We start from the raw sequence: 13,466 nt of genomic DNA, 5'->3' as shown, positions 1-13,466 counted from the left end.
CGGTTCGGAGACCGCCTCGGTACCTTTTCCCGCGCGGGAAAGAGAGTTGCCTATCCCCTGGCCCGCCACGGGATGAACGGTGTGGGCGGCGTTGCCGACCAGAACCAGGCGCTGACCGACAATTTCTGCCACCCTTGTCAGGGCCAGAGGATAGGCAACTCTCTTTCCCGCGCGGGAAAAGGTACCGAGGCGGTCTCCGAACCGCCCCTGCAGTTGCTGCAGATACTCGTCGTCGCTCCACCGCAGCATCGGCTCTACATCCGACTCTTCCACCGACCACACCACGGCACATCGGTCCGCAGACATGGGAAGAATGGCAAGGGGGCCGCTGTTGGTGAAGCGCTCGTATGCCGTATTTTTGTGGGGCCGACCTGGCGTTACATTGGCGACGATGGCCGTTTGGCCATAGGCCCGACGACGGGAGGAAATTCCGGCGGCACGCCGTACCGCGGAGTTGCCCCCGTCGGCGGCACCCAGCAGGCGCGCGGTCAGGCGGCGTTCCGCCCCATCGTGATCCATGAGAATTTCAATGCGGTCCGGACCTGGACTGATCTCCCGTACGGTCGCTGGACAAACGAGTTCAACGTTGGAAAAGCCCGCCATGCGCTCGTACAGCGCCGCGCCCAGGGCACGGGTCTCAGCGACATAGCCGAGGGCCTCGATGTGCATATCACTCGCATGCAGGCGTGTGAAGCCAAAGCGGCCGCGATCAGAGATATGGATATGCTCGATCGGACACACCGAGCGATGGACGATATCGTCCCACACTCCGATCGCCTCGAAAATGCGGCGCGAACTGTACGCCAGGGCAATCGTACGATCGTCGTAGCTCGGCTGACCCGGATCCCCCGGCGGGATGGCCTCGATGACGGCAATGCGGAAGTCGCTGTTGCCGAGCGCACAGGCCAGGCTCGCGCCAACCATCCCGCCGCCAACGATAACCAGATCAAATTCCACCGGAGGCCCGCCCGCGCGCGCCTTGCTGGCGCGCGCCCATGATGCCTTCAATTTCGGCAATGGTCTTGGGCGCATCGATGCTGAGCACCTCACAGCCGTCGCGATTGACCACCACGTCATCCTCGATTCGAATGCCGATGTTCCACCAGCGCTCCGGCACACCCTTTAATCCCGCCGCCACGTACAAACCCGGCTCCACGGTCATCGCGATTCCGGGTTCCAGCAATCGCCAGGTCTCTTCCAGCTTGTAGTCACCGACGTCGTGGACATCCATGCCCAGCCAATGCCCGGTCCGATGCATGTAGAAGCGTTTGTAGTCCCCGGTTTCGATTACCCGATCCACGTCGCCCTTGAGCAACTTGTGCTCCACCAGGCCTTCGGCGATGACCCGTACCGCCGCTTCATGGGGATCGTTCCAGTGATTCCCGGGGCGCACCTTGTTGATGGCCGCCTGCTGGGCTGCCAGCACCACTTCGTACAGGGCCCGCTGCTCGCCGGAAAAGCGTCCGTTCACGGGAAACGTACGCGTCACATCTGCCGCGTATCCGTCGATCTCGCTGCCGGCGTCGATCAGCACCAGGTCGCCATCGCGCAGCAGGTCGGCGTTCTCCGTATAGTGAAGAATGCATCCGTTGGCCCCGCCGCCGACTATGGGTGGATAGGCGGGATATCGGCTGCCGTTGCGGGTGAACTCGTACAGCAGTTCGGCCTCGAGCTCATATTCATACATTCCGGGCCGACATTGCTCCATCGCGCGCCGGTGGGCCTGGGCAGAGATCTTCGCCGAACGGCGCATGAGCTTGATCTCCTCGGCATCCTTGTACAGACGCATTTCGTGCAGGATGTGCTCCAGGTCCACAAATTCGCCGGGCGCATGGACACCACTCCGGGTTTTTGCTCGCACCTCGTTCACCCAGCCCATCAGGTGGGAATCAAACTCCGGATATCGACCGATATTGCAGAAAACCTTGTTGCGGTTCTCCATCAGGCCGGGAAGGATTTCGTCCATGTCCTCAATCGGGAACGCATCGTCAGCGCCAAAGATGTTGCACGCCCCCTCCAGTCCGGCGCGCTTGCCGTCCCAAGTTTCGCGCGCCGGATCACGGTCGCGGCAAAACAGAATAAATTCGCCGTGCTCCCGCCCAGGGACCAGTACCGCAACTGCTTCCGGCTCCGGGAAGTGCGTCAGGTAGTAGAAATCGCTGTCCGGCCGGAACGCGAAATCTACATCACGGTTACGCAAACGTACGGGTGCGGTCGGGATAATGGCGATGCCTTCTCCCATATGCTGCATTACATCGTGGCGGCGTTTGCCAAAGATCGTCATATCCATCCAACTATTATGCCTCAATGCGGGCCCGGGACATCCGCACCCTTTTCCTTGTCGCGACTGCGGAAATCCTCATAAATGAGCTGTACCGCGACCCGGACGAATTCCTCGATCTCCGACAATGCCTTGTCCTGGGTTTCGGCATCGCCATCGCGGTCCGCCATGGCCCCGGAAATCTGGATCAGGTCGGCCACGGCTTCGCGCGCCTCGGGCGACAGGCCTTCCATTCCCGAGGACCCGCCCAGGGCCAGACCCATGACAAAGCCCTGACACCAGGACGCGATCCCGTCGGCCCGCACCCGGATTCCCGTTTCCGGATCAGGCAGAAGAAGCGAGAAATGCATCTGTCCATCGGACAAGGAACCTGCCGAAGCAGCCATGAGTCCGGCCAGCGTACGCCGCAGTTCTTCCGGTACCGTATCCAAAGGAGTCCCCGCGGCCGCAAGAACGCTGGACCAGTTCGTGGTGTCGACATCGCCCCGGCAGACGATGCCGCACAACAGACCGTGAATCTCGGCGCTCCCGCTCTCTACGCCTGCGCCGGACAGGGCCGCCTGGAGCATTTCGTAGTCGGGCATCGGAGATTGGCTGGACATGGGCCGGAGGTTTCGCGGAGTTCGCCTGATTCGGGTCACCTATTATATATAATGATCGAAGGGAATCATTCTGCCGCCCTGCCGGCGTTGACCCCGGTCGCGCCGGGCCCTATATTGTCTTGGAAATTTCACGGGGTTTTGCTGCATGTACAGCGAAGAACTGAAAAAACTGGAAACCCGTGTCGATGACCTGATCGACGCCTGCGAGCGCCTGAAGAAGGAGAATACCAGGCTCCGGAGCGGCGACGACGACATTCGCGATGAACACGAGCGACTTCGCCGCAAGACCGAGCAGGCGCGCACCCGCATCAAATCCATGATCGAACGTCTCAAGGCACTGGAACGAAGCTGATATGAAACAAACCCAGGACGGCGTCAGTGTCAGCATCCTCGGCAAGCAGTTCATGGTCGCCTGTCCCGAGGAGGAACGTGCCGGCCTCATCGCAGCTGCGAAATATCTGGACGAGCAGATGCGTGCAATCCATCAGAGCGGAAAGGTGCTGGGCGCGGAACGCTGCGCCATCATGGCAGCGCTGAATATCAGTCATGAATTGTTACGCTGCCGTGACCAGAAGGAAGCCCCGGCAGATATGGATGACCGGATTCGCTCCCTCCACAGCAAGATCGAAACCGCCCTCCGGGAGAGTGCATAGCACTGCAGTTGGCGCTATGATGTCAAAGGCGCCCCCTGCGGTGTTCGAGTCATCCCGGTAATTCTCTGAACCTATAAGCAACAGACCGGGACCCGGTATGCAGGCGCTGTGTGCAGGTCCGCTTCGGGCGGAAAGCCTAACGCGCCGTCACCGGCTCCCCCTTGAACCCCTGGGTTCAAGAACCGACGGGATGACACGGCACAGGCGGAGGGCGTCACTTTTTTGAACCAGCCGAACTCCGAACGTGGATACCGATCGAGCCCGGCTGCGCCGGACCCTGCGCAGCCAACGCAATGCCCTGGACCGGCACGAGCAGGCGGCGGCATCCGCCAGCGTGAACCGGATTTTGCGTACAACACATCGCTTCCGCGTCAGCCGGCGAATCGCCTTCTATATCGCCGAAGATGGTGAAATCGATATCTCCGGCCTGATGGAACGGGCCTGGTCCATGGGAAAGACCTGCTACCTGCCTGTTCTCAGCCATTTGATCAATGACCGCCTGTGGTTCGCTCCGGTTGAGCCTGATACCCCCATGGTTTTTAACCGCTTCGGCATACCGGAACCGGCGGTTCCCTCCCGTCAACTTCGGGACGCGCGTCATCTGGACCTGATTCTGCTTCCTTTGGTGGGGTTTGACGGGGCGGGAAATCGGCTCGGCATGGGCGGAGGTTTCTATGATCGCAGCCTCGAATTCCTGCGCCATCGCACAAGCTGGCACAAGCCTCGGCTCTATGGGGTGGCGCACGAACTGCAGAAGGTGGATCAACTCGCGGTTCAGCCGTGGGACGTACCGCTTCAGGCGGTCGTCACGGATCGGCAGATCTACTTCTTCGACCGCGGGCGCTAGAGCGGTAAACTTGGAACTCATCCTTCGTGGGAACGGAAGACAGCCTGGATCATGAGCAAGGCAGCGTGTGTAATCCGCAAGAAAGATGGCGCAGTGCTGGTACGCGCCGAGGACCCCTCGCGCTATCACCGCCTGGAAGGAAACTGGTATTTCGACCCCGAGCTTGTTGATCCTGCAATGCTGGATTTTACCGACCGGACATACATCTGCCCCCGCAAGGGCACCTGCCAATGGATCGATCTGAAAACCGACCAGGGCTATGTCACGGACGCAGCATGGGTCTATCACGATCCGGAGGCCGGATACGAATCAATCCGCGGGCGCTACGGCTTCTTCGGCGATCACCGCTACTACAGAACCGAGGAATGTGACTGAGATATGAAGTACTGGTTGATGAAGTCCGAACCCGGAACCTTCAGTATCGATGACCTGGCAGCAAAACCAGGCAAGACGGAACCCTGGGATGGCGTACGCAACTACCAGGCACGAAACTTCATGCGCGACGACATGCGCCTGGGGGACCAGATCTTCTTCTACCACTCGAATTGCGATGTGCCGGGAATCGTCGGATTGGCCGAAGTCGCACGAGAGGCCTATCCCGACTTCACCGCCCTGGACCCGGACAGCAAGTACTACGATCCCAAGAGCAGTGCGGACAACCCGCGCTGGTTCATGGTGGACGTGAAATTTGTCCGCAAATTCGATCGCACCATCGCACTGAATGAACTGCGGGAGAACCCGGCCCTGAAGGAAATGGCACTTGTACAGAAAGGAAGCCGCCTGTCGGTCATGCCGGTGGGCGCGCGCGAGGCCAAGGCAATCCTGGCCATGGAAGGGAAGCCCCCGAAGGCCGCCTAGGCAAGGAACAGGCGATACGCGGGGTTCGTGGTTTCCTCGCTGTACTCGTAGCCGAGCTTGGCCAGGAAGTCCTCGAAACTCTTCTTGTCTTCCGGCGGCACCTGCATGCCCACTAGTACCCTCCCGTAGTCTGCGCCATGGTTCCGGTAGTGAAACAGGCTGATATTCCACTTGCCGCCCATATTGTCCAGGAAATTCATCAGGGCCCCGGGCCGTTCCGGAAACATGAAGCGGTACAGTATCTCGTCGGTCGCATTGGGCGCATGCCCGCCGACGAGATGGCGTATGTGGAGCTTGGCCATCTCGTTGTCGGTCATGTCCAGGACCCGGTATCCCTGTTTTCGCAGAGAAGCGATCAGGCGGCGCGCTTCCTTCGCATCGGGTATCTGCACGCCCACGAAGACATGGGCATTTGCCGGATCCGCAAATCGATAATTGAACTCGGTGATGCCGTGATTCCCGATCGCGGCACAGAATCGGCGAAAACTGCCGGCCTCTTCGGGAATCGTTACGGCCAGTACCAGTTCGCGCCGTTCACCGATCTCCGCCCGCTCGGACACATGGCGCAGACGATCGAAATTGACGTTGGCCCCGGAGGCAATGGCAACGAGTTCCTGCCTTTTCACCCGATTGCGTTCCACCCAAGCCCGAAGTCCGGCCATGGCCAGGGCCCCGGCCGGCTCGAGAATGGATCTTCGGTCCTGAAAGATATCCTTGATCGCGGCACAGATTTCATCGTTGCTGACAACGACAATCTCGTCGACCACTTTTTTCGCCAATCGGAAGGTCTCTCTCCCGACCTGGCGCACGGCCACACCGTCGGCGAAGATATTGACGTGATCGAGCAATACGCGCCGCCCAAGCTTCAGTGAACGCGCCATGGCGTCGGCGTCCTCCGGTTCGACACCGACAATCCGGATATCGGGACGCAACTGCTTGATATAGGCACCGATGCCGGCAATCAGGCCCCCGCCCCCCACCGGCACGAACACCGCGTCCAGAGACTGGGGATGTTGTTTCAGAATCTCGAATCCGATGGTGCCCTGGCCCGCAATCACATCGGGGTCGTCGAACGGGGAAATGAAGACCAGGCCGCGTTCGCGGATAAGCTTTTCCGCATGGACGAATGCGGCGTCGTAGTTGTCCCCGTGAAGTACTACCTTCGCACCGAGGGAGCGAACCGCGTTGATCTTGATTTCCGGCGTGGTGCGCGGCATCACGATCACGGCCCGTGTCTTCATTCGGGCGGCCGCGAGCGCCACACCCTGAGCGTGGTTGCCTGCCGACGAGGCGATTACCCCGCGTTTCAGCTCTTCCGGAGACAAAGACGAAATCTTGTTGTAGGCCCCGCGAAGCTTGAACGAAAACACCGGCTGTTCGTCCTCGCGCTTGAGCCAGATCCGGTTCCCGAAACGCTCGGAAAGCAGCGGCGCGAACTCCAGGGGAGTCTCATGGGCGACGTCGTAGACCCGGCTGGTCAGAATCTTCTTTAAGTATTTCTGTGGCATGGGCATAATCTACCAGACTCGTCCTTGGCGGGCGATGAAGTCCTCCGCGAAAACCGCGATAAAATCCAGAACACCTTCAGACAGGTAACGGTATGACCCAGGACGAACAGAAAAAGGCCGTCGCGTTGGCGGCACTCGAATACATTGAAAGCGGATCGATCATCGGCGTTGGTACCGGCTCCACGGCCAATCACTTCATAGACGGCCTGGCCGCCATCAAGGGCAAGATCGATGGTGCCGTGGCCAGCTCCGTAGCGAGCGCAGACCGGCTCAAGAGTCACGGAATCCGGGTACTGGACCTGAATGAAGCCGGCCAGCTCGGCCTGTATGTGGACGGAGCGGACGAATCCACCCGCCATCTGCACTTGACCAAGGGTGGTGGTGGCGCCCTCACGCGGGAGAAGATCACGGCAGCTGCAAGCGAACGATTCGTTTGCATCGCTGATGCGTCCAAACTGGTCGATATCCTGGGCCAGTTTCCATTGCCGGTGGAAGTCATTCCCATGGCCCGCAGCTATGTCGCCAGACGCCTGGTGGCCATTGGCGGCGAACCGGTCTGGCGTGACGGATTCGTTACTGACAACGGCAACGTGATCCTTGACGTCCATAATCTCGAAATACTCAACCCCGTGGAAATGGAACAGGATCTGAATAATATCGCCGGCGTGGTGACTAATGGATTGTTTGCCCTGCGCCCGGCGGATGTGCTTCTGCTGGGTACCGAGACGGGAGTGGAGACCCTGACTGCCTAGGGATCCTTCTGCCTGTTGGCCTGTTTCTGCATTCGAAGCTGTCGTAGACGTTCGCGCATCTTTACGGAGATGTACTCCCTTCGGCCCAGTTCGTGCAATTGCCGGTGGAAGCGCTCGGTCAGCGCAAACCACCGTTGCAGGCGTTCATTGTAACGACCCGCCAGGGGGGTTTTGGCAGTATCGAGGTAAGCCTGCATTGCCATAAACGCCCGCACGGTATTGCGCTCGATTATGCCGGACATTCCACCCACGTAGACCTTCTTGTGCTCTCCCGCCACGGCGACCCGCGTGAACCCTACCTTGTTCTCGCCCACGGTATGGAGGTAGGTGGAAACGGCCATTCGCGTCAAACTGTCCGGATTGTAATAGGTTCGAACACGCGCCAGAACATCGTCCCCGAAAGGCACTACTTCGATGTCAATGCGGTACCCGTACTTGGTACTTGCGGCGTCCGCCGAGGCCAGTCGCACATGCACGTAGTCAGGCCTCTCGCTGACCCGCTGGAACTCGGCTACGATGAGGATCGTGCGCAACATACTCGTGTAGTGCTTGCTACCGACGTAGAATCGAATCAAATCCCGGCCGTCGACCCGCACACTGACACAACTTTTCAGGTTGAAGAGCGGTGGCAGGAATTCGCAGTAGCCGCGAGAACCAAGCAGGGCCTGGGAAACGGCGGCAAACTTTCCATGCACGGTTCCATAGACCTCGGTCCAGATCCGTGAGCCCTTTTTCCTGGTGTGAATCGAAAGGTTGATATCAGGCGCCAACATACCGTGCTGCTGGCGAAAATCCTGGTAGGCATCACGCAAATCTCCCGCGGCGGAGTCTGCCGCTGCCGGGTGGGCCAGTACGGCCAGTAGCAGGAAGGCAGCCAGCGGGACATTCCGCCATGCGTTCCATGCCAATTGCGTCGTCCGGAAAATCATTTGCAGGCCCGTCGCTGTCTACAAATTGTCGGCATTCAGTTTCTGTCGAAGCAAGTATAGCGCGAAGAGATCATATACTGCGTGGGCAACTACCGGGACCAGAAGGTTTCCGCTCATGGCGAGCAGGAAGCTGAAATACAGGCCGATAGCTGTCGCGAACAGGAAATAGAAAAGAGTCAGCGCGTGCAGCGCTCCAAACACCAGAGCGGATGGGATAGCGCCCAGGGTCGACTGCAACAATCCACGAAAAAATATCTCCTCACCCAGACCGGCGCAGACCGAGATCCCTGCCGCCCCGGGCCAGCGGCAGCCCGCCAGGGGCCTGGCGAGTACCGGTTTCATCCGGGCTAGCATGTGGTCGCGCGCGCGGCGGAGAGGGCCAAAGCGCGCGAGCATGGGAGACCACAACGACAGCACCATCAGTGCCGGCGGTATTGCCGCCAGGGCCCCGATGGTGGCGTCGATCCCGTCCGGAGAGAACGGCCAGGGAAAGAATGATCCGAGAAACACTCTGGCAAGGAGCAATGCCGCCACTGCCAGGACCGATTCTGACACGAGGGCAACGAAAATCAGGCGCCGCCCGGTCACGAGTTCCGGGACCCGGCGGCCGACAAGGGATATTTGCGACGATACAGCTTGTAGATCTCCATCACGACGAGAATTGAACTTGCGACCAGCAACAGCTCCAGCCACTGTACCAATGTTACGGGACTGGCCTGGAGCAGGGTACTCAGACCCGGTGTATACATGGCCGCGATGTGTACCGCCTGGGCACCCATGGTCCCCAGCAGCAATATGCGATTGCGCCACGGGTTATGGCGAAACACGCTGCGGGTCTCCGAGCGGCTGTTGAAGACCTGGATGTTCTCGAACAGCACCATCAGCAGCAGAGTCAGATTTCGCGCCGCCTCCAGCGACATCCCCTGGTACTCAAAGGCCCACCAGAAGACTGCGAAGGCAAGTGCGCCCATGGTGAACGCCGACAGAACGATCCGTTCCACCATGGACCGGTCGAAGAGAGGTTCACGCGGAGAACGTGGAAATCTCTCCATTTCATCACCCTCTCCCGGCTCGAATGCCAGACCCACATCCTGTATGCCTTCGGTAACGAGATTGAGCCAGAGGAGCTGAATCGCGGTAAGCGGCAAGGGCATGCCTGCGGCCAGGGCGAAGACGAAGATGGCAATTTCCACAGCGCCCGTGGATAACAGGAGAAAGATTACCTTACGCACATTGGCATAGGCGATACGTCCCTGGGTCACCCCTGCCACCAGGGAGGCAATGTTGTCGTCGGTGATAATGAGTTCCGCTGACTCCCGCGCCACGGCCGTGCCCTGCTTGCCCATGGCGACCCCGACGTGGGCGGCGCGCAGGGCCGGTGCATCGTTGGCCCCGTCGCCCGTCACCGCCACGAATTCGCCCTGGCGCACCAGGGCCCGGACGATCTCGTATTTCTGGCGCGGCTCCACGCGCGCAAACACGGTTCGTCCCCGCAGAAGATCGTCCACCGCCCCGTCGCCCTGTTTCAGCGCCTGGCGAAACTCGGTTCCCGTCACCACCTCCGTGTCGTCCCTGGCGAGGCCGATCTCGCGCGCGATGGCCAGTGACGTCGCGGGATGGTCACCGGTCACCATGGCGATGCGGATGCCAGCGCCGCGACAGGAAGCGATCGCCTTTTCCGCTTCCGGTCGCGGTGGATCGATCATTGCCACAAACCCGAGAAACACAAGACCGTGCAGCTCATCCTCGCCGAGAGAACTTGAGTTCTCAGCGAGCCCTTCGCTCTCGGCTATGGCCAGCACCCGGTAGCCGTCCGCGGCCAGGTTTTCCGCGGAACGAGCAAGTTCCTCCCGTGCTAGGGGAGACTTTCCCCCTGCCGTGAGCATGGAGTCGCACATCGGCAGCACGGTCTCGCTTGCTCCCTTTACGAGTATCACGGGTCTCCCGTCGATCCGGTTCATTGATGCCGCGTACATGCGTTCCGACTCAAACGGTATGGTCGCGATTTGTGGGTATCGTGCCTGCACCGAGGTCGAACTCAATCCAAGTTTTTGCGCCAGCACCAGCAGGGCAACATCCACTGCGTCACCATGGTGCACCCACTCGCCGTCCCGGCGGCCGAGAAACCCCTCGTTGCACAAGATCGCAGCACGTGCCAGGTGCTCACTCATCTCATGCACTTTCGGCGAGGCCGTTTCAGGAATTCGAAGCTCGCCTTCGGGCACCATGCCATGTCCGGTGACTTCCACCGGTTGTTCGCCGGGAAGATGAATCCTCCGCGCCGTCAACTCATTTACGGTGAGGGTGCCGGTCTTGTCCGCCGCGATCATGGTGCACGAACCCAGGGTCTCTGCCGCCACCAGACGACGGACGATGACATTGCACCGTGCCATGCGCGCCATTCCCACCGACAGCGCCACCGTAATGGCCACCGGCAGACCCTCCGGGATGGCGGCCACCGCCAACGCGACAGCAAGCAGGAAAATGCTGTACAGCTCCTGCCCTTCCAGCAAAGCGATGCCGGCAATCAGAAAGACCGCAGCGAGGTAGGCGATCCCGATCCAAGTGGTGAACCGCGACATCCGTTGCATTAAAGGGGGCGGCGCGGTAGGGGCCTCAAGGGCTTGTGCCAGGTGGCCCAACTCGGTGTTGCCGGCGGTACCGACCACGAGACCGCGCGCCCGCCCGCGGGAGACCAGCGTACCCGCAAACACCATATTGGCGCGGTCGCCCAGAGGCGTATCAAGTGGGCACAGGCGGCTCGTGTCCTTGACTGCGGGGAGAGACTCGCCGGTCAGCAGGGATTCGTCGACATCCAGTCCCTGCTCGCTGACGAGACGGATATCGCCGGGCACCTTGTCGCCCGATTCCAGCAACGCATTGACACGCACCAGCTGCTGCAGGGCCTCCGCCTGACGCTGGGCCTGGTATTCCTGGACCGCACCGACGATCGCATTGAGCAACAACACACCAAGAATGAAGCCGGCATCCGTGAATTCACCGAGAAAGCCGGAGATGACGGCGGCGATACCGAGAATATAGATCAGTGGATTGCGGAACTGGCGCAGGAAGACCACGAGGAATCCGGGCGGGCGGGCGCGTGGCAGGACGTTTTTTCCATATTGCTGCAGACGGTGCCGGGCCTCCTCACCGCTCAGACCCTGGTTGGAACTCCCGAGTTGACGCAGCAACTCGGCGGCCGCCACGGCATGGGCACGGGAGGCGAGACCGGCGAGGTCCAAATTGAAACCCGGCGTCGAGTTCATGCTTGCAGAGTTATGCCAGCCTGCACCGAACTAGACGAAAATGCCGAAATGCGCGAGTATCAGCGCTTCTTGCGGCTCTTTGTCTTCTTCTTCGCAACCTTTTTCTTCACCGCTTTCTTCTTCGCCTTTTTCTTGGCGGCCTTCTTCTTCGCCTTCTTCTTGGCGGCCTTCTTCTTCGCAACCTTTTTCTTCACCGCTTTCTTCTTCGCCTTTTTCTTGGCGGCCTTCTTCTTGGCGGCCTTCTTCTTCACGCTCTTCTTCTTCGCCTTCTTCTTCTTCGCTTTCTTCTTGGCGGCTTTCTTGCCGGAGGATTTCTTCGCCTTTTTCTTCGCCTTCTTCGGAGCTGCCTTCTTCGCGCCACCCGCCCTGGGCGCCGCAAGCTTCTTGCTGGGCTTGGTGGTCCGGATCATCCGAATCAGTCCCTCGATATGGGCAACGCGCTTGTCAATTTCGGCGATGGATGCCTCCGCGGCCTGCGGCCCCGTCTCGTCAGGATTCAGCGAACGATAGGCATCAACGATCACGTGCTCGCTCAACCCGGCACCGGCACTGGAACCCGAGATCTCCCCAAGCTCGATCACCCGAGCACGGGCAGCAAGGCTGATGTCGTGCAGCTGGTTGGCGCGATCGGGGCCTACCCAGGAAACGATGGAGAAATTGTCCCCTTGCTGGCCAGGGTTGGCCAGATACTCCTGCCACACCTTGGTTGCGGCGCGACAATCGGCAATCAACTCATTCAGCACCGAAACGGCGCGCGTGCGTTTCTTTTCGTCAGTGGTCCATTGCGCGATCATTTCCACTTCAGCATCGAGTACATGCAACATTTTGCCTCCCGTCGCCGGTGCGGGTTCTTTGGTGGAGTGAACCTACGATATTAACGTTATCGCACGTACATTTCGACAGCCGGATTGGGCGGAGGTACTTCGGAGTCGGCCGATCGCGTCACTTCGTCGGCGAACAATTCCATCTGTGGGCCCGCACACCTCAGGTCGGCTAGATTGAGTTCGAGCTCCCGGCAGGTCCTGCCTTCGGCCAGGGCGGAAGATTGCGAAAGCTTAACAATCGGCAAAAAACCCACGGCGGAAACCGGTGCCCCAAGGGGAAACGGGGAAGTCCACTGCCCATGATCAAGCCTGGCGCGAAGTTCTGCGAATTGGGCGATACGGCCCCGGGTTCGCATCACCCGGGCTGCCTCCTGGTGAAGACGGCGCAAATGGGCCTTCAGGGCCCGGGTTCCGCCGGTCTTCGGCGGAAGCACCGTACGGAAACGAATGCGATCACGCCACGCTTCCATTTCCACGGTCGAGTCAGCACGACCATGGCGACACAGATGCCACAGCCGTACCCCATCCTGGCCCATGTAGTGGCGAACCAGGGGAGCTGAGAAGTCGAGGATCTGCCCGCACCGGGACAGGCCCGCGATCTTCATCCTGCTTGCCAGATGGGGGTAGGCGAATGCCAGATCGGTAAGTGATAACCCGGCCAGCCGCGGCTTCGTTTCCCATGGGGCCACGGACTCAACAGCAAATGGCGGGGCGAGTGCTGCCACGCAGGCTGCCGCCATGGGGTCGGTCGCACACGCCAGGCGAAGCACAGGGCCCGATAGCCACCGAACCATCTCCTGCAGCAAGCTGTGGGCCAGTAGTTCCGGACTCCCCCGACTCGCCTGCCGGTGGGTGATATCCACGACCACGTTGGTCGCGTCCACAATGCGATACGCATCCCCGAAGCTGGTCAGAAATTCGTGCATTGCGGGATCGCAAGCGAGCC

At 60.3% G+C, this 13,466-nt stretch carries 15 protein-coding genes and 1 other RNA gene (1 of these 16 cut by a window edge); 7 read left to right on the top strand and 9 right to left on the bottom strand.

Going from position 1 to position 13,466, the window contains the following annotated elements:
- The 3 genes in view from ubiH to P8X48_06245 are tightly spaced (at most 14 nt apart) and all read right to left on the bottom strand, a layout consistent with a single transcriptional unit that may run on beyond the window.
- Window positions 1-1,032, bottom strand: partial view of a 2-octaprenyl-6-methoxyphenyl hydroxylase gene (gene ubiH / locus P8X48_06255; GenBank protein ID MEJ2106918.1) — the 5' portion only. 336 nt of this gene lie to the left of the window's left edge; the window shows 1,032 of its 1,368 coding nt (coding positions 1-1,032); the start codon lies at window positions 1,030-1,032; its stop codon lies beyond the left edge, outside the window.
- On the bottom strand, window positions 947-2,290 hold the full coding sequence (pepP, locus tag P8X48_06250) for a Xaa-Pro aminopeptidase (GenBank protein ID MEJ2106917.1): 1,344 nt from the start codon (window positions 2,288-2,290) through the stop codon (window positions 947-949). The genes ubiH and pepP overlap by 86 nt, the downstream gene beginning before the upstream one ends.
- Before the next feature lie 14 nt (window positions 2,291-2,304).
- The gene (locus tag P8X48_06245; GenBank protein MEJ2106916.1) at window positions 2,305-2,883 is read right to left on the bottom strand and encodes a UPF0149 family protein; all 579 of its coding nucleotides are present in this window, start codon (window positions 2,881-2,883) and stop codon (window positions 2,305-2,307) included.
- A gap of 145 nt (window positions 2,884-3,028) precedes the next feature.
- Here P8X48_06245 and P8X48_06240 point away from each other — a divergent pair, with 145 nt between their 5' ends.
- The 6 genes from P8X48_06240 (at window position 3,029) to P8X48_06215 (ending at window position 5,241) form a co-directional block, all read left to right on the top strand.
- Window positions 3,029-3,235 (top strand): TIGR02449 family protein, encoded by a 207-nt coding sequence (locus P8X48_06240; GenBank protein ID MEJ2106915.1) that lies wholly within the window; start codon window positions 3,029-3,031, stop codon window positions 3,233-3,235.
- 1 nt (window position 3,236) lies between these two features.
- Entirely contained in the window at window positions 3,237-3,536 is a 300-nt protein-coding gene (locus tag P8X48_06235; protein ID MEJ2106914.1) for a cell division protein ZapA, read from the top strand.
- Between the two features lie 29 nt (window positions 3,537-3,565).
- Window positions 3,566-3,751, top strand: a non-coding RNA gene (ssrS, locus tag P8X48_06230) — 6S RNA.
- Window positions 3,752-3,780: 29 nt separating this feature from the next.
- Window positions 3,781-4,383, top strand: a complete 603-nt coding sequence (locus tag P8X48_06225; protein ID MEJ2106913.1) for a 5-formyltetrahydrofolate cyclo-ligase — start codon at window positions 3,781-3,783, stop codon at window positions 4,381-4,383.
- 51 nt (window positions 4,384-4,434) lie between these two features.
- The gene (locus tag P8X48_06220) at window positions 4,435-4,758 is read left to right on the top strand and encodes a DUF427 domain-containing protein (GenBank protein ID MEJ2106912.1); all 324 of its coding nucleotides are present in this window, start codon (window positions 4,435-4,437) and stop codon (window positions 4,756-4,758) included.
- Window positions 4,759-4,761: 3 nt separating this feature from the next.
- Window positions 4,762-5,241: an EVE domain-containing protein gene (locus P8X48_06215; GenBank protein MEJ2106911.1), complete on the top strand. Its 480-nt coding sequence runs from the start codon at window positions 4,762-4,764 to the stop codon at window positions 5,239-5,241.
- Here the strand turns inward: P8X48_06215 and ilvA are convergent.
- Window positions 5,238-6,749 (bottom strand): threonine ammonia-lyase, biosynthetic, encoded by a 1,512-nt coding sequence (gene ilvA / locus P8X48_06210; protein MEJ2106910.1) that lies wholly within the window; start codon window positions 6,747-6,749, stop codon window positions 5,238-5,240. The two genes, P8X48_06215 and ilvA, sit on opposite strands and share 4 nt — an antisense overlap.
- Before the next feature lie 92 nt (window positions 6,750-6,841).
- Between ilvA and rpiA the strand changes: the two genes are divergently transcribed.
- Complete coding sequence (gene rpiA, locus P8X48_06205; protein MEJ2106909.1) at window positions 6,842-7,501, top strand: ribose-5-phosphate isomerase RpiA; 660 nt, start codon at window positions 6,842-6,844, stop codon at window positions 7,499-7,501.
- Here the strand turns inward: rpiA and P8X48_06200 are convergent.
- Genes P8X48_06200 through P8X48_06180 form a run of 5 tightly spaced genes read right to left on the bottom strand, consistent with a single transcriptional unit; the run spans window position 7,498 to window position 13,446 of the window.
- On the bottom strand, window positions 7,498-8,409 hold the full coding sequence (locus P8X48_06200; protein ID MEJ2106908.1) for a hypothetical protein: 912 nt from the start codon (window positions 8,407-8,409) through the stop codon (window positions 7,498-7,500). The genes rpiA and P8X48_06200 overlap by 4 nt on opposite strands.
- A 39-nt stretch (window positions 8,410-8,448) precedes the next feature.
- Entirely contained in the window at window positions 8,449-8,985 is a 537-nt protein-coding gene (locus P8X48_06195; protein MEJ2106907.1) for a CPBP family intramembrane metalloprotease, read from the bottom strand.
- Window positions 8,986-9,014: 29 nt separating this feature from the next.
- Entirely contained in the window at window positions 9,015-11,696 is a 2,682-nt protein-coding gene (locus P8X48_06190) for an HAD-IC family P-type ATPase (protein MEJ2106906.1), read from the bottom strand.
- 59 nt (window positions 11,697-11,755) lie between these two features.
- Window positions 11,756-12,520: a hypothetical protein gene (locus P8X48_06185; protein MEJ2106905.1), complete on the bottom strand. Its 765-nt coding sequence runs from the start codon at window positions 12,518-12,520 to the stop codon at window positions 11,756-11,758.
- A gap of 56 nt (window positions 12,521-12,576) precedes the next feature.
- Window positions 12,577-13,446, bottom strand: a complete 870-nt coding sequence (locus P8X48_06180) for a hypothetical protein (protein ID MEJ2106904.1) — start codon at window positions 13,444-13,446, stop codon at window positions 12,577-12,579.
- Window positions 13,447-13,466: the final 20 nt, after the last annotated feature.

The sequence above is a fragment of the Acidiferrobacteraceae bacterium genome (assembly GCA_037388825.1).
Lineage (GTDB): Bacteria > Pseudomonadota > Gammaproteobacteria > Acidiferrobacterales > JAJDNE01 > JARRJV01.
This window is presented reverse-complemented; position numbering and strand designations above follow the sequence as displayed.